Source organism: Larkinella sp., from assembly GCF_965227735.1.
In the GTDB taxonomy this organism is placed as follows: domain Bacteria; phylum Bacteroidota; class Bacteroidia; order Cytophagales; family Spirosomataceae; genus Larkinella.
The window spans coordinates 756566-772114 of sequence record NZ_OZ245776.1; the positions used below are offsets into that span (position 1 = coordinate 756566).

Sequence of the window (15549 nt, forward strand, 5' to 3'; positions counted from 1 at the left end):
TTACCGTTCTGAATCAGACAGTTGCCTGATAGACTATTCTTTCCCAACAAAATGGATTCTGTCTGGTTAATCAGGAGATACAAGTAAAAGTCAATGAGGTGTGGATGAAAGTTAAAAACCGTGCAACTTTGTACGTCAAACCAAACACGGTCGATAGCCCAGCCGTGGTCCATCCATTCCATGCTGTATCTGATTTGGACTTTACTGAACATTGCATTAGGTGTTTATTTCATTATTTTGTGTTTTCAGGCCGCCCGCTTACTAAAAGAACGAATCGGTCTGTACGCTGCCGTTATTTTCACACTCGGGCTGATATGTTTTGCTGGTAATTCAGGCAAAAAAAATGATAGTTTCAGTACAAATCCGGATGTAAAAAAGTGGACTTACGTTCCAAGAGACAGCATTATACCAGGTGGTTTAGAATTTGCTCATGCCACGATTGATAAAACCTGGATTTCCGAAATTGATTTGACGGTTTTGTATGGGGCTAAAAAATCGTCGAACCAAACCGTACCTGTCGAAGCTACTTCGGTCTGGTCGGGTTTTGTCTCGGGTTATGACTGGAAACCAACATCTATTTCGGTTCATGCAACAACAGGCCAGCAATACGCGTATACGGTAACAGGGATTTTGCAGTGGAAATTGCTGGGAATCCCACTGTATTCGCAACCAAAAATGTATGAGGGGCGTATTGAATTAAAGTAAGTGACATTATCCATCCTGAAAAAAGCCGGGTGGAAATGATATACTGAATCGACGTATGAAAAAAACCGTACTTCTCCTGCTTATTCTGGTCACCATCGGATTGTCGGCCCAGGCCCAAACCCGCAAATACCTGATCCTGCTGAAGGATAAAACCAACACGCCCTATTCGATCAACCGACCGGAGCAATTCCTTTCTCAACGAGCGATTCAGCGACGAAGCAAACAGGGCATTTCGGTTCAGGAAAAAGATCTGCCCGTCAATCCGGCTTACGTCTCCGCTCTTCAGCAAACCGGGGCCAGAATCTGGTTCAGTTCGCGCTGGGCCAATGCCGTGCTGGTCGAAACAACCGAAACGAACCTTGCCACGATTCGGGCGCTGGCCTTTGTGCAGGGCGTCGAGGGCAACCGTTCCATTGGCAACGCCCGGGTTGGCTATGTCCAGTTAACTTCCAATCCCCAAAAGAACAAACTCGAACAGGCCGATCCGAGCGTCTACGGTATTTCGAGCGAGCAGTTGATACAGATTGGGGTCGATAAAATGCACGCGCAGGGCTACCACGGCGAAGGCATGATGGTCGCCATTCTCGATGCCGGTTTTCGCAATGCCAACCAGGTGCCGTTTCTGAGCCCTTTATTCCAGCAAAACCGCGTTGTTGGTACTTACGATTTTGTTCGGAAAGAAACCAGCGTTTACGAGGATGACTCCCACGGTCTGAATGTGTTATCGATCATGGCCGGGTATCAGGCCAATCAGTTGGTAGGCCCGGCTTATCAGGCATCCTACCTCCTGCTCCGGACCGAGGATGCCGCCAGCGAAACGCCGGTTGAGGAAGCGAACTGGCTCTTTGGGGCCGAGTATGCCGACAGCACCGGGGCCGATGTCATCAACTCCTCCCTGGGCTACACCACCTTCGACGATCCGACGCAAAGTCATACCTATAATGATTTGAACGGACAAACGACGCTGGTCAGCCGGGCCGCCCGCTGGGCCGCTGAAGCCGGTATGCTGGTGGTCAATTCGGCTGGTAACGAGGGCAATGACACCTGGCGTTATATCGGTGCTCCCGCCGATGTGCCTACGGTTCTGGCCATTGGCTCCGTCGACCGGAATGGCGTCAAATCACCGTTCAGTTCGTTTGGCCCCTCCGCCGACGGGCGCGTCAAACCGGATTTGGTCGCCCTGGGATCCGGCACAGTTTTAGGGTCGCCCGGTGGCACCGTAGCCACCGGAAGTGGAACGTCCTACTCCGCCCCCCTCGTTGCGGCTTTGGCAACCGGTTTCTGGCAGGCCAATCCACGGCTGACCGCCCAACAGGTGATTGCCTGCCTGCGCCAGTCGGGCAGTCAGTTTGCCCAACCCAATAGCGAATTAGGCTACGGTATTCCCAACTTTGAACGGGCCTCGGCCATTGCTGCCACCGACTACTCCCTGCTGATTTATCCTAACCCGTTTACCAACGCCGACCGGCTTACGGTGCAGTGGAATGAAATTCCGTTGAACCAGACCATCGATGCGATGGTGACCAATTCGGCGGGTCAGGTGGTCTGGCAGCAGAAATACTCGTCCGACCGAATGGCTACCTTTTCCTTGCAGTCGCTGAGTTTATCGCCCGGCCTGTATTTTCTGACGCTTTCGAGCGAAAGTACCAAACGAACCGTGAAATTGATGAAGTACTGACGTGCACGGAACGGTTAACGGCCAAACCGGTACCACTGCAATTCGTCGGCTTTTTTGCCCTGCAACACATCCCGAATCAGTTCAGCCGCCGTTACGCTGAACGTGATGCCGTTGCCGCCAAAACCGAGTGCAAAATAACTGTGCGGAAAAGCCGGATGTTCGCCAATGTAGGGCAAGCCGTCTTTGGTTTCACCGAAGGTTCCCGCCCACGCCAAATCCGGAATAAACGGCAGATCCGGGTACAATTGCCGCACTTTTTCGGTTAGCATTTCGCGTTTTTTGTCGATCAGTTTATCGCGCAGCAACGCATTTTTGAACGGTTCGTCACCCCCGCCCACCAACACCCGATTGTCGTCGGTAGTCCGTAAATAGAGGTAGGGACTTTGCGTGTCCCAAAGCAAAACCGACCGCAGTTCAGGGGGCAGTTCAGGAAGGGGTTCGCTCACGACAGCGAAGGTACTTTTCAATTTGACCACTTTTTCCGGCAACATTTCCTGGGCTTCGTACCCGGTACAATACACCACTTTCCGGGTTTCGATCAATGCCAGATCGGTGGTCAACACCCGAACGCCGTTGGGCTCATAATCCGTGGCCTTGATTTCAACGTGGTCAAAAACCCGCAAGCCTTTGGCGACAGAAGCCCGCAGCAGATCATGGGCGAAGTGATAGGCATCGATCTCGGCCGCGTCTGACGAACAAATGGCCGCAACGGCCGCCAGTCCAAACCGTTTCCGCAGACTGGCCCGGTTGAGCCACTCCACCTTAAAACCGTGTTTCCGGCGGGATTCAAACTCTTTTCGCAGAAATTCTTCATCGTCCGGGATGGCCGCGAGGTAGATACTTTTCTTCGGTTTGAACCCGGAGCGGCTTTTGAGTTTTTTCACCAACTGGTCAATTTTACCGATTGCATCCCGACACGATTCGTAAGCCCGGAGGGCTCCCTCCTCGCCAATCATCGGAATCAGTTCGTGCAAAGCCGTGTCGATTTCGTATTGCAGCATGGCCGTGCTGGCCGATGTGCTGCCCGTTGCCACATCCCGTTTGTCGATCACGACTGTATCGAAACCCGCCTGAACGAGAGAATGGGCCATAAGAGAGCCCGTAATGCCGCCCCCCACGATGAGTACATCGCACGAAATGGGTTGGCGTAGAGATGGATACGTGTGTAACAAGCCGTTTTTCAACAGCCAGAAAGGTTCCTGAGAATGAACGTCCATAAAAGGGAGAAATGAGAGAATAGACGAGAGAAATGAGACAACGTCTCTATTTTTCCTGACCTAAGGCATAACCGCTTGAGAAGGCTTAGGGTTTAAAGAAAAAAGCCACCCCGTTTCGGAGGTGGCCTGGATTCGGAAGGTTCATCTTAATTCCCAACGCTTTCGTCGGCTTCAGCCCGGTTGGCAACTTCCGGTTTGTTGGCCGGTGGGCTGACCATCAAGTTCTGCTGCTTATAATTTCGGTTGGCCATCGAGGGTTTCGCCGGAATGGCAATGGCCGGGTCTCCAATGCCGCCCCGGCGCTGCTGCTCGCGGTAACTGGCGATGTTCTGCGGCTGGCGTTTCCGAATCCGGAAGGAGATTCCCGACTCGGGTTCCCACTCGCGGGCGGCTTTCGCTTTATTCGGATGTTTGTAATTACCCGTTGAGTAAGTTGGGTCTTTTTTTAGTTTATCGTTATCCTGTGAAGTTGCTGGTATAGCCAAAGCTATCGCCAGCAGGCCCAGACAGGTCTTCCATATCGTCTTCATAGGAGTTGTGGTTTTGTTGTACCGGGAAAACAATAAAGTTGTTTTCGTTGCCAATATAACACCACAAACAATAACTATATTTTTCGTTATTCTATTTTTTCTTACTATTCATCCGAATTATCGATTTTTCAGTTGTCAATTTATCAATTTCATCCTCTTTTACCCATCGACCCCCTTTCGTTTCCGCTGTCTGAACGAAAGGCTGGTCTGTTGTGGCTTCCAGCAAAAACCGGATGTCGTAGTGAAGGTGTTCAGGCTCCGAAGCGCTCGCGGGAATCGTGTGAACGTCGACATCATAAATGGCCGGGCTAACCACTTTTATAGTGTGAAGACCGGTTTCCTCTTCGGCTTCCCGCAGTGCCACCCCGAGTAAATCCGGATCACCATCGGCATGTCCGCCGGGTTGAAACCAGCGGTCGAGTTTGGCATGATGCAGCAGAACCACCTGCCGCCGGTCGGGGCTGACGATCCAGGCCGAACCGGTTACATGGCCAATGGCCAGATGTCGCTCGAAGCAGTCGCTGTGGCTCTTGACAAACTGAATAATTTGTTCCAGCATGGTGCCTTCTTCCTCATTAAAGGGCTGGTGACGCTGTAACAATGCTAATAAAGGATGACGGTGCATATTTGAGAATCGAGTTGGCAATGAAGAGAAAAAACTGCAATTTCGTCCTGATTTTACTACGACATACAATTAACTGAAACCATGAAAAAAATTTCCTTTCTAGCCACACTGACGCTTATTGCCCAGCTAGCCATTGCCCAGATTAAATTGCCGCAAGCTAGTCCGGGTGCAACGGTCATCCAGACGGTTGGGACCACAGATTTTACGATAACCTATTCGCGGCCCAGTTTAAAAGGACGGGCAGCCCTGGGTGCGCAAACACCCCTGGCGCCATTTGGCCAGCTCTGGCGGACGGGTGCCAACGGCGCTACCAATTTTAAAACGACAACGGACGTAGTGGTGCAGGGCCAGAAGTTGCCCGCTGGTACCTACTCCGTTTTTACGATCCCGAACCAGAGTGACTGGACGCTGATCTTCAATAAAAACGCGACCGCCAGCGCGGAAGAAGGCATTCCGAACGGTTACAAAAAAGAAGAAGATGCCATTCGGGTGCAAATAAAAGCAGAAAAAGTGTCCCGCCCCCGCGAAACGTTCACCATCGACATCAGCGACCTGACCGACAGCACCGCTAACCTGAACTTCTATTGGGCAGATACCCGGGCTATCGCCAACCTCAAAGTCGATGTGATGGCCAACGCCCAGGCTAACATTGAAAAAGCCGTTGCCGACAAACCCGAGGATGCCGGTATTTTGCAAGCGGCTGCCAACTGGAACCTTTCCAAAAACCGCAACCTGGACCAGGCACTGGCGTGGGCCGATAAGTCGATCGGGCTGAAAGAAACTTATTCAAACCTGTGGATTAAAGCCCAAATCCTGTCAAAAATGGGCAAAGTAGCCGAGGCATTACCCCTGGCTCAAAAGGCATTGACGGTAGGCGAAGCGTCCAATGATCCGGTTTTCAGATTCTACAAAGAGGGTATCCAAAAAGGAGTTTCCGATTACCAGGCTCTGATTCCGGTGGATACCAAAGTCCTGAAAGGAAAGAAGAAAAAAGCGTAAGATTTTGACAATCAACACCCATAAAAAAAGCTTTCAATCACCAGGATTGAAAGCTTTTTTTATTTTTACATACAACTATACATCAAAAAATAGTTTTGAGTATATTTGGTCATGCCAACTGAACGCGTCCGTATTCAACAACTAGAACATCTCGCCACCGAGCAGGGACATGCCATCGAGAGTGTGGCCCGGGGTTTAGCCAATCTGACCGTTACGGTTAAACAGGAATTCGCTCAGGTTAACAACCGGCTTAATAGAATAGAAGGTGATGTCGCTGTTCTAAAAACAGATGTCGCCGTTCTAAAAACAGACGTCGCCGTTCTAAAAACAGATGTCGCCGTTCTAAAAACAGACGTCGCCGTTCTAAAAACAGACGTCGCTGTTCTAAAAACAGACGTCGCCGAACTGAAAACAGATGTCGCCGAACTGAAAACAGACGTCGCCGGATTGAAAATTGATGTCGCCGAACTGAAAACAGACGTCGCCGGGTTGAAAACCGATGTCGCCGAACTGAAAACAGACGTCGCCGGATTGAAAACTGATGTCGCCGGATTGAAAACTGATGTCGCCGAATTGAAAACAGACGTCGCCGGATTGAAAATTGATGTGGCTGAAATAAAAACCGATGTCGCCGGATTGAAAACCGATGTCGCTAGTTTAAAAGTTGGACAGGGTCGTATGCAACTGACACTCGATATGCTCTTGGCGTACCTTCGAGAGCGTCTTTAGCCCCCCAAATTAAGAGGGAGTCGCCGTTTTCTTTAAAGGCATCACCTGTTCCAATACCCAGGCAATCCCGATTAACAGGACGCAACCGATCACATTCAACCACAAAAATGCGGTCAGTTCAGCCAGCCAGCACCAGACGACGAGCCCCTCCGTAATCACCGCAGCCCAGAAGGTGGCCTTCCCGCCTATGGATTTGACGTAAAAAGCCACCAGAAATATCCCCAGAATAACGCCGTAGAAGAGCGACCCCAGGATATTGACGGCTTCGATCATGCTCCCTAATTTGCTGGCAAATTGGGCCACAATGATGCAGAACACCCCCCAAATGATGGTCGCCACCTTGGACGCCTTCAAGTAATGCCCATCGGAATAGTCTTTGCAAAATAGCCGTTTGTAAATATCGACCACGGTGGTGGATGCGAGCGAGCTGTAGGCCGCGGCAATCGACCCCATCGAAGCGCTGAAAATAACGGCAATCAGCAACCCAATCAAACCGTGGGGCAGAAAGTCGAGAACGAAACGGAGAAAAACATAATTGACGTCACTCGTATCGCCCACCGGATTGTTCTTTTTAATGAGATCGACCACCTGCCCTTTCACCGCTTTGGCTTCCTCATCGGTTTTCAGAATCATCGCCTTGGTTTGCTCAACGGAAGCGTCGTTTTCTTCAGAAAGTGCCTTATTTAATGTCAAAACCGCCTTTTGGCGACGGGCCGCAATGGTCTGGTGTTCCGTTTCCAACTGCCGGTATTGATCCGCATATTGACTTTTCAGCAGTTGATCGGTTTCTACTTTATTGAAAAAAACCGGCGAGGGGTTGAACTGGTAAAATACAAAGACCAATACGCCCACCAGAAGGATCAGGAACTGCATCGGAACTTTCAACATCCCGTTGGCCAGCAGCCCCAGTCGGCTTTGGCCAATCGATTGCCCGGTTAAATACCGTCCCACCTGCGACTGATCGGTACCGAAATAAGAAAGCTGTAGAAAAAAACCGCCAATCAGTCCTGACCAGAGGTTATAGCGGCTATCGGGGTCGAATTTGAGGTCGATGGTATTGAGCCGCCCGGCTTTTCCGGCCACTTCCAGGGCATCCATAAAACCGACATCCGCCGGAAGCAGATGGACCGTCATCCAGCCCGCAATAAACATGGCCACCGTCACAATCAGCATTTGCTGGAGGTGGGTGTAAGAAATGGCTTTGGCCCCACCCGTCACGGTATACACCAGCACAATGCCGCCCATGATGATGTTGGTCCAGAAGATGTTCCACCCCAGAATGGTCGACAGAATGATGGACGGCGCGTAGATGGAAAGGCCCGTCGATAACCCGCGCTGCAGCAGGAATAGCAAAGCCGTAAAAACGCGAACCCGGGCGTCGAACCGGGATTCGAGATACTCGTAGGCAGTAAAAACTTTCAGCCGGTGAAAAATGGGAACGAACGTGACGGCCAGCACCACCATCGCCAGCGGCAAGCCGAAGTAAAACTGAACAAACCGCATGCCGTCCGTAAAGGCCTGCCCCGGCGTGGAGAGAAAAGTAATGGCACTGGCCTGGGTGGCCATCACAGACAGGCAAACGTGGTACCACGGCAATGACTGGTTGGCCAGCAGATAGTCGCCCATATTGCGATTTCCCCGGCTACGAACCACCCCATAAACAATGATAATTGCCAGTGTGCCGGCCAGGATGAGCCAATCGAGACTGCTCATGAAAAATACCGCATAAATCCGTAAAACAAGATTATTTCGAGCAGCAAACTGCCAATGACAATGCTGTATAACTGGCGCCAGGAACGCACGAAGGGAGGTAAATCCGTAGAGTTTTGGGTCATTGCAGAACGGTGGTTGGTTCTTTCTTCTTTATGGCAACGAAAATAGGCAAATCTCTCGTATACAACTTACCCATCCAATCATTAAAACTATCCTACCTTGTTTTTGAATTATTCAATTTTAAAGATAGTTTGCAGACAGACTTTCCTCGATCACCCCACAAGATACGGTCAAATATGGCAAAACTACCCGGAAATGACGCAGAGAAATCCGTTTTTGGTTTGGACGGCAAAGTGGCACTGATCACGGGAGCCAGCAAAGGAATCGGCGAGGCCATTGCCCGCATTTTCGCCCGGTTTGGAGCCAAAGTCGTGATTAGCAGCCGTCGGCAAAGCAGCCTTGACGGCGTTGTTGCCAAAATCCGGGAAGAAGGTGGAGAAGCCTGCGGCATTGCCGCCCATGCCGGTGACCAGGACCAGCTTCGGCACCTCGTCGACAAAACCGTGTCGGTATACGGCGGCATCGACATTCTGGTCAACAACGCGGCTACCAATCCCATTTTCGGACCAACCATCGACTGTGATCTGACGGCTTTCGATAAAATCATGCAGGTGAACGTCAAGGCTCCTTTTGAGCTGAGTAAAATGGTGTACCCCATTATGAAAGCCCGGGGCGGAGGCAGCATCATCATGATGAGCAGCATTGCCGGCGAAACGCCCGACCCCGGTTTGGGCATGTATAGCGTCAGCAAAGCGGGTCTGAACATGCTGACCAAAGTTCTGGCGAAAGAATGGGGACCCGACCACATCCGTGTCAACGCCATCTGCCCCGGTTTGATTAAAACCAAATTTAGTCAGGCGCTCTGGCAGGACGAAGCGATTCTGGCCCATTTCACCCACCGTTTGCCCATCGCCCGCATGGGAACCACCGACGAAATCAGCCCCCTGGCCCTCTTTCTCGCATCCGACGCATCGGCGTATTGTACAGGCAGTCTGTTCCACGCGGATGGCGGAACGTTGATTTGAAACATGATTGGGTTACCCCCTTCCGAATATCCGAAAACAGGCATTACACCATTAACCTTTACTTTCCAACCGCTTCGGGACGATTGCCCTGAACCGACACAATCTTGAACTCCGTTCTTCGGTTTTTCTGGTGTTTACTTTCGGGACAGGCTACATCATCCGTACAGCCATTCAGGATTTCGGTTTCACCATACCCCTGAGCATCCAGCCTTGAAGGGTCTATCCCATGGTTAACCAGATAATCGACCGTGGCTCTGGCCCGGTAAGTCGACAATTGCAGGTTGTAAGCATCGTTGGCGCGGCTGTCGGTGTGCGACCGAAGTTCAATTTTCATTTCCGGGTATTTTTTCAAAAGCGCGGCTAAATGGTCTAGCTCCCGGGCGGCATCCGGGCGGATGAAAAACTTGTTGTAGTCGTAATAGATGTTCTTCAGCTCAAATACATCGCCCTCACCGTAGATTCCCTGCTGCTTTTCAATCAGTTTGGGATTTTTTCCGGCCTTCATTTTCGGGATCTGTTCGCTGTTGGCCGTATAGCGGTTTTTCTGGGTTGTCAGCGTGTAGGGAGCCCCCGGTTTCATCTCAAATTCATATTTCCCATCCGTTCCGGTCACAACCTGCTGTTCCGATTTGTCTTTATCGTTCCGCAAAGTCACCGTTACGCCCGGAGCGGGTTGCTGGTTTACTTCGGTTTTCACCGTTCCTTTCACCAGCGTATTTTCACTTTTTTCCAGATAAATCGACACCGTCATCACCGGTCTTTCCGACTGTGTCATGGTCGAAAACCGGATGCTGTTGGGCGAATACCCTTCCTTGATGGCCTTAAATTCATAATCGACGTTGGCATCGAGACAAAAGCCGGTTTTGCCATCGACCCCGGTAAAGCGTAAATCCTGATTCACCCCGGCTTTGATCACCCGAACATCCGCCACGGCAATGGGCTCGCTTGTTTTGGCATCGTACACAAAAATGTTCAGTTGCTTACAGGTTCGGCGGAAACTGTAAATATTGTCGTCACTAACCCCCCGTTTCCGATTGCTGCTGAAATAACCGGACGTCCGGTTTCTGGTGGTAATCAGGCCAAAATCATCCTTTTCAGAATTAATCGGATACCCCATGTTCTGAACACCTTTAAAAGCGATTCCTTCCCGCAGTTCGGCATAAAACAGATCGAGACCGCCCAAGCCTTCGTGGCCGTCCGAGGAGAAATAGAGATTGCTGTTTTCGTCAACAAACGGAAACATCTCGTTACCTTCCGTATTGATTTCCTTGCCCATGTTTACCGGCGGCGACCACTGCCCGTCCCTGAACTCGACCACATAAAGATCGGTTCCGCCAAAACCGCCCGGCATATCCGACACAAAATACAATTTGGTATCATCCGGTGATAAAGCCGGATGTCCGACCGAATAATCATTGCTGCAAAACGGAAGTTCCTCAACCTTCTGCCAACTCCCTTTATTGTTTTCAGCGATGTATAGTTTCAGTTTCCGGATGCCATCGTTACTTTTTCCGCCTTTCCCTTTTACTGTGTTGTTGCGGGTGAAAATGATCCGGCTCTGGTCTTTGAAAAACGTCATCGGTCCCTCGTGGTATTTCGTGTTGAGCGTCCGGCTGAATAATTCGGTTTTAGAAAGCGACTTTTCCTCCACAGGTGCTACCTCAACCGCGTCAGCCGTCGCATTACTTCCGCCCAGCGAAGCCGCCCGGGCCGCGAGTTCCGCGTTATTTTGCAATTCTGCCGTATCGGGATAAAAATACAAGTCCAGAAACGGGGTTTGATTCCAGCCAAAAACCCGTTTGACCGGTCCCGTTTCGTCGCGTGCTGATACAAAGGCCAGGCCGTTCTGGTAATACATGGGGCTAAAATCGGCCTGGCGGGAGTTGACCGGCAGAAATTCAACTTTATAGGAAGAAGAATCCTGAAAAAACCGGCTCATGTCCATGTAGGAAACCGTGAATTTCCGGCCCCGCACGTCCTCATTCTGCTTTTCTCCGTATTTGCTATAAAGTTTTTGCGAATCGCGGTATTTACCATTGGCGGCCAGTGCCTGTGCGTAGTAGAGGTAATTTTTGGAGTCAGTTTCGGGGAATTCCCGAATCAAATCGGCGTAGATTCGTTCGGCATTTTTCGTATCCTGCAACGCGCGATAACTATAGGCCAGTTTGGTGTAAGCCTCCTGCACTTCGGCGGGGTCTTTCTTTTTATCGAGCCGCAAAAAATCCTCATACGCCCGGGCCGCATTCACATAGGCCAGATTCTCAAACTGTTTGTTAGCCGCTTTCAGTCGTGCACTTTGCGCCTGGACGGCAAACGCCACGACACTCAGGATGGCACTCAGCAGGAAAAGTCGAACAAATTTCATAAGGAATGGAAAGGGTTACCCGGATGGAGCATCAAAACAAGTGCCAAAAATTGCTTGTACATCACATTAAAATATACTAAAATCGCATTCCACCGTAATCGTGGGCAAAAAACAGAGACGGTTTTTGAAGAATAAAAGGGTTATTGACCGACAAGCCGACGCTCAATTTTCAGAATTTTCCGGGTCTGATCGGTGACCCGAAACCGGTCGTCGGGCCGGTATCCAATGAGCCAGGCGATGGCATCACCCGCCACAATGACCCAGGCAGAACGCCGGTCGGTCAGGGAGACTTTCTGGTTGGTGAGAAAATTGCCAACCGACTGTTTGCCTTTCATACCCAGCGGCTGGAAGCGATCACCGGTTTGCCAGCGCCGGATGACCAACGGCCAGGAAATCCGGTCGGCATCCAGACAGGCGATCTCGTGATTTGACGGAATCTGAAAACCGTTTAAAGACGCAATGATTTCGAACCGCAAAGAAAAGTGGTCAGAAACTGACAGATCGCCAGACGGCAGCTCAACTAATCGAATCTCCTGATTGGCAACTGCTTGTAATGATGAAATCACCAAATAGTCACGGTCGCGAAGCACCTGATGGGTAGCCGACTGGAACTTTTGCCCAAACCCATCGGCCCGAACGGCTTCAGCAAGCGGGGCAATCTGAACATACTGAAAACCGTATGGTTTCAGCCATTCGGACAACCGAAACACCCACTCCCGCTGGTTGAGGAGTTGTTGAAGCGAAAGAAAGACGCCTTCCGGACGGTTTTCGGCCATCTCCTCCCACGACCGGCGCATTTCCTCTGCAAGCAATTGGTCCGCTGATTGCAAGCGCGCAACGGTGGTTTGCAGGGTTTGCAACAGGCTGGGATTCATCTCTTTCAGAATGGGAATCACCTGATGGCGAAGGCGGTTTCGACGGTATTTGTCGGACACATTGGAACTGTCTTCGCGCCAAACCAAGTCCTTTTCCCGCGCATAGTCGCCAATGGTTTCACGATCAGCAAACCACAGCGGCCGGATGATGCGTCCCTGCCGGATGGGAATTCCCCGCAACCCGGTCAGGCCCGTACCCCGAACGAGGTTGATCAGGATCGTTTCCAAAACATCATCCTGGTGGTGAGCCGTCGCAATTCGGGCGTAGCCAAACTCGTCAGCCAGTTGTTCAAACCACGCATACCGCAGGTGCCGGGCCGCCATTTGGGTCGAAATCCCCTGCTCTTCGGCCTGCTGCTTTGCCGGTAAACGAGTGGTATGAAACCGGACGCTATGCTGCTCCGCCAGGGCTCTCACAAAGGCTTCATCCTCATCGGATTCGGTCCCGCGCAACTGAAAATTGACGTGAGCGATCACGTATTGAAGACCCGCCGTTCGAAACAACTCCGCCATCACCACCGAATCCAGCCCGCCACTAACCGTCAGCAGGATGCAATCAGTTTGGCTAAAAAGTTGTTCTGTGTTAATAAAGCTTAAAAACTGGCGTTCTATCGCCCGGTTTTGCGCTAAAGCCATAATTTTGTATCCAAAATGGTCTGAAATGCCGTTACGTCGGTAAATAAGAAAAGGATTCCTAGTTAATCATTTAATCCGCGTAATCCCAGTTCAGATGATTCAGAAGATTTTTTTCCATGCATCGCAACCCTTTGAATAAAACGAGCGTCTATAGCCATAGAATGAGTTACAAGCTTCTGGTAGTGCTTCTGTTTTTGCTGGCCGGTTCAGCAAACGCCCAGATTGGCAGTCCGGCAGCGGGTGGCGCAACCGATATTGTGATTCTGAAACGGGCCGACCAACTGGAAGGCGTGCAATCGGGAACCGAAGAGATTCGTAAACTGACCGGTAACGTCGAGCTTCTGCACAAAAATACGCTGATGTTTTGCGACCGGGCGGTTCAGAACCTGACCACCAACGTCATTGAAGCCTACGGCAATGTGCGGATGATTCAGGGCGATACGCTGAGTGTCAGAGGGGATACCTTGTTCTATTACGGGGCCAGCCGACAAGCCAACGTCACGGGTCGGACGGTGGTGTTGAAAGACCGTAAAATGACTTTGACCACCCGCCGGCTGGATTATGACATGGCCAACGGAATAGCTCATTATCCGGTAAAGGGCCGGATTGTTGACCGGGAGAACATTCTGACGAGTCGGGAAGGCTATTACAATACGCAGACGAAACTGTTTACGTTTCATGAGAATGTCAAACTGGTCAATCCACAGTATACCCTGACCGCTGATTCGTTGCTTTACAACTCGTTGAGCAAGATTGCTACGTTTCAGGGGCCAACCAAAATTGTGAGCAAGGAAGGAACGCTGCTGGCCAAAGACGGCGATTACAATACCGTCTCGCGCCTGTCGAACTTCCAGCGCCGGGCCACGATTGAAACGGAGAAATATACGCTGACGGGTGATACGCTGTTCGGGAATAATGCCAATGATTATTATACCGCCCGTGGCAACGTCGTTCTGTTTGCGAAGGGAGATCAAACGATTTTGACGGGCGATTTCGGTCGATACAATCGAAAAGCCGGTGTAGCCCGCATGATTGGGCACGCCCTGGTCAAAAGCATTTCGAGTTCGGATACCTTGTTCATGCGGGCCGACACGCTCTGGTCGTTTGAACTACCGAATCCGAAATACAAAAAGGGGAGGATCAACACGGATTCAACATACCGTCGGTTGATCGGGCAGCGGAATGTGCTGGTTTTCAAGAATGATTTGCAAAGTAAATGTGACTCAATCGTGTATGAAACCGCAGACTCGACCATCTACTTTTTCAAAGATCCCATTGTCTGGAGCACAAATTATCAGATGGAAGGTGACTCGATAACGGCATTGATGAAAAATAATCGCATCCATAAAATGTTACTTCGGGGCCATTCTTTCGTCATATCACAAGATACCCTGCTCAACTTTAACCAGGTGAAAGGCCGGACGCTGACCAGTTATTTTGCGTATGACAAGCCAAGAGACCGCTCCGACATCGATCATGTGGTGGTTGAAGGCAACGGGGAGAGTCTGTATTTCGCCGTCGATGACAACAATAAAATGGTGGGGATGAACCGGGTATTGTGCAGTAAAATGACGATCCGGTTTGCAGACCGGAAGGTTAATAAAATTAGCTTTTACGGACAACCGGACTCCAAACTGGTTCCTCCCCAGGAATTGAAGGAAGCCGACAAACAACTGGACGGTTTTAACTGGCGGATGGCCGAAAAGCCAACCAAAGCCCGGATTCTGGGATTACCGGAACCAACGACGCCAGCCTCAGCAACCGTTTTAAGTGCAAAAAACGTCAAAAAAGCGGCAGCTCCCATTTTACCCGAAACGTCGGCGACGACCAAACGGGAGATTCCCGTAAGTGAATCGAAGATGAAGGGGATGATCCGGAAAACAACAGAAAATTCTGTTGGAACCGCACCCGTCAAAGAAGCCGTTTCGGTGAACAAACCGGCACCCGTTCCGACGGTTGAACCGAAAAAAGAACTGGAAAAAGTGAAAACGGCGGCCGTTCAGCCCGTTGATAGCGCGACCACCGAAGCCGTAAACCCTATACCGGTAAAAACGACACCTGAGGTAACGAAACCAAAAAAAGTGATGGCTGTCGAATCAAAAAAACCGACCGTTGTCAGTACGGAGAAGCAAGCGAAACCGGTGGACAGTTTATCGACAGAAACCTTGAAAAATACCATTACAAAACCGGCGCTTCGTACCACACCAGCGCCGTTGGAAGAGAGCGATCTGGAAAAAGAACTCAATAAAAAACCGGTTCGGAAAACCGGTAACTGATTGGGTCTCCAGCGGTTTACAAAATAATTTTTTGAATCTGTTTTAAACCTTTGGGGTATCATCCGGTTCTAACTGACAAAAAAGAGTTTGAATTGCAATTTTTTGAGGAAGTGGTC

Annotated in this window: 12 protein-coding genes; 6 read left to right on the forward strand and 6 right to left on the reverse strand. The window is 50.5% G+C overall.

Going from position 1 to position 15549, the window contains the following annotated elements; translation table 11 throughout:
* Positions 1-180: 180 nt before the first annotated feature.
* Positions 181-705 (forward strand): hypothetical protein, encoded by a 525-nt coding sequence (locus ACO064_RS03020; RefSeq protein WP_421825937.1) that lies wholly within the window; start codon positions 181-183, stop codon positions 703-705.
* Between the two features lie 55 nt (positions 706-760).
* Positions 761-2383: a S8 family serine peptidase gene (locus ACO064_RS03025; RefSeq protein WP_421825938.1), complete on the forward strand. Its 1623-nt coding sequence runs from the start codon at positions 761-763 to the stop codon at positions 2381-2383.
* A gap of 14 nt (positions 2384-2397) precedes the next feature.
* Here ACO064_RS03025 and ACO064_RS03030 read toward each other — a convergent pair whose 3' ends face one another.
* The 3 genes from ACO064_RS03030 to ACO064_RS03040 all read right to left on the reverse strand — a co-directional run bounded on the left by ACO064_RS03030 (position 2398) and on the right by ACO064_RS03040 (position 4731).
* Complete coding sequence (locus tag ACO064_RS03030) at positions 2398-3600, reverse strand: NAD(P)/FAD-dependent oxidoreductase (protein WP_421825939.1); 1203 nt, start codon at positions 3598-3600, stop codon at positions 2398-2400.
* A gap of 146 nt (positions 3601-3746) precedes the next feature.
* Positions 3747-4130, reverse strand: a complete 384-nt coding sequence (locus ACO064_RS03035; RefSeq protein ID WP_421825940.1) for a hypothetical protein — start codon at positions 4128-4130, stop codon at positions 3747-3749.
* Between the two features lie 91 nt (positions 4131-4221).
* The gene (locus ACO064_RS03040) at positions 4222-4731 is read right to left on the reverse strand and encodes an NUDIX hydrolase (RefSeq protein WP_421825941.1); all 510 of its coding nucleotides are present in this window, start codon (positions 4729-4731) and stop codon (positions 4222-4224) included.
* Positions 4732-4836: 105 nt separating this feature from the next.
* On the opposite strand from ACO064_RS03040, the gene ACO064_RS03045 reads away from it, so the two are divergent.
* Entirely contained in the window at positions 4837-5754 is a 918-nt protein-coding gene (locus tag ACO064_RS03045) for a DUF2911 domain-containing protein (RefSeq protein ID WP_421825942.1), read from the forward strand.
* Between the two features lie 111 nt (positions 5755-5865).
* Positions 5866-6483 carry a hypothetical protein gene (locus ACO064_RS03050; RefSeq protein WP_421825943.1) on the forward strand — a complete coding sequence of 206 codons (618 nt, stop codon included), beginning with the start codon at positions 5866-5868 and terminating at the stop codon, positions 6481-6483.
* A 9-nt stretch (positions 6484-6492) separates the two neighbouring features.
* Here the strand turns inward: ACO064_RS03050 and ACO064_RS03055 are convergent, their stop codons facing one another.
* Entirely contained in the window at positions 6493-8196 is a 1704-nt protein-coding gene (locus ACO064_RS03055; protein WP_421825944.1) for a sodium:solute symporter, read from the reverse strand.
* A 296-nt stretch (positions 8197-8492) separates the two neighbouring features.
* Between ACO064_RS03055 and ACO064_RS03060 the strand changes: the two genes are divergently transcribed.
* Positions 8493-9281 (forward strand): SDR family NAD(P)-dependent oxidoreductase, encoded by a 789-nt coding sequence (locus ACO064_RS03060; protein ID WP_421825945.1) that lies wholly within the window; start codon positions 8493-8495, stop codon positions 9279-9281.
* Between the two features lie 58 nt (positions 9282-9339).
* On the opposite strand, the gene ACO064_RS03065 is transcribed toward ACO064_RS03060, so the two are convergent.
* Entirely contained in the window at positions 9340-11646 is a 2307-nt protein-coding gene (locus ACO064_RS03065; protein WP_421825946.1) for an OmpA family protein, read from the reverse strand.
* A 140-nt stretch (positions 11647-11786) separates the two neighbouring features.
* Positions 11787-13157 (reverse strand): tRNA lysidine(34) synthetase TilS, encoded by a 1371-nt coding sequence (tilS, locus tag ACO064_RS03070; RefSeq protein WP_421825947.1) that lies wholly within the window; start codon positions 13155-13157, stop codon positions 11787-11789.
* Positions 13158-13318: 161 nt separating this feature from the next.
* Here tilS and ACO064_RS03075 point away from each other — a divergent pair, with 161 nt between their 5' ends.
* Positions 13319-15433, forward strand: a complete 2115-nt coding sequence (locus ACO064_RS03075; RefSeq protein ID WP_421825948.1) for an OstA-like protein — start codon at positions 13319-13321, stop codon at positions 15431-15433.
* Positions 15434-15549: the final 116 nt, after the last annotated feature.

Bases quoted from the DNA above. Each gene is read 5' to 3' on its own strand.
- ACO064_RS03020 (WP_421825937.1), top strand. From the start codon at position 181: ATGCTGTATCTGATTTGGACTTTACTGAACATTGCATTAGGTGTTTAT.
- ACO064_RS03025 (WP_421825938.1), top strand. From the start codon at position 761: ATGAAAAAAACCGTACTTCTCCTGCTTATTCTGGTCACCATCGGATTG.
- ACO064_RS03030 (WP_421825939.1), bottom strand. From the start codon at position 3,600: ATGGACGTTCATTCTCAGGAACCTTTCTGGCTGTTGAAAAACGGCTTG.
- ACO064_RS03035 (WP_421825940.1), bottom strand. From the start codon at position 4,130: ATGAAGACGATATGGAAGACCTGTCTGGGCCTGCTGGCGATAGCTTTG.
- ACO064_RS03045 (WP_421825942.1), top strand. From the start codon at position 4,837: ATGAAAAAAATTTCCTTTCTAGCCACACTGACGCTTATTGCCCAGCTA.
- ACO064_RS03050 (WP_421825943.1), top strand. From the start codon at position 5,866: ATGCCAACTGAACGCGTCCGTATTCAACAACTAGAACATCTCGCCACC.
- ACO064_RS03055 (WP_421825944.1), bottom strand. From the start codon at position 8,196: ATGAGCAGTCTCGATTGGCTCATCCTGGCCGGCACACTGGCAATTATC.
- ACO064_RS03060 (WP_421825945.1), top strand. From the start codon at position 8,493: ATGGCAAAACTACCCGGAAATGACGCAGAGAAATCCGTTTTTGGTTTG.
- ACO064_RS03065 (WP_421825946.1), bottom strand. From the start codon at position 11,646: ATGAAATTTGTTCGACTTTTCCTGCTGAGTGCCATCCTGAGTGTCGTG.
- tilS (WP_421825947.1), bottom strand. From the start codon at position 13,157: ATGGCTTTAGCGCAAAACCGGGCGATAGAACGCCAGTTTTTAAGCTTT.
- ACO064_RS03075 (WP_421825948.1), top strand. From the start codon at position 13,319: ATGAGTTACAAGCTTCTGGTAGTGCTTCTGTTTTTGCTGGCCGGTTCA.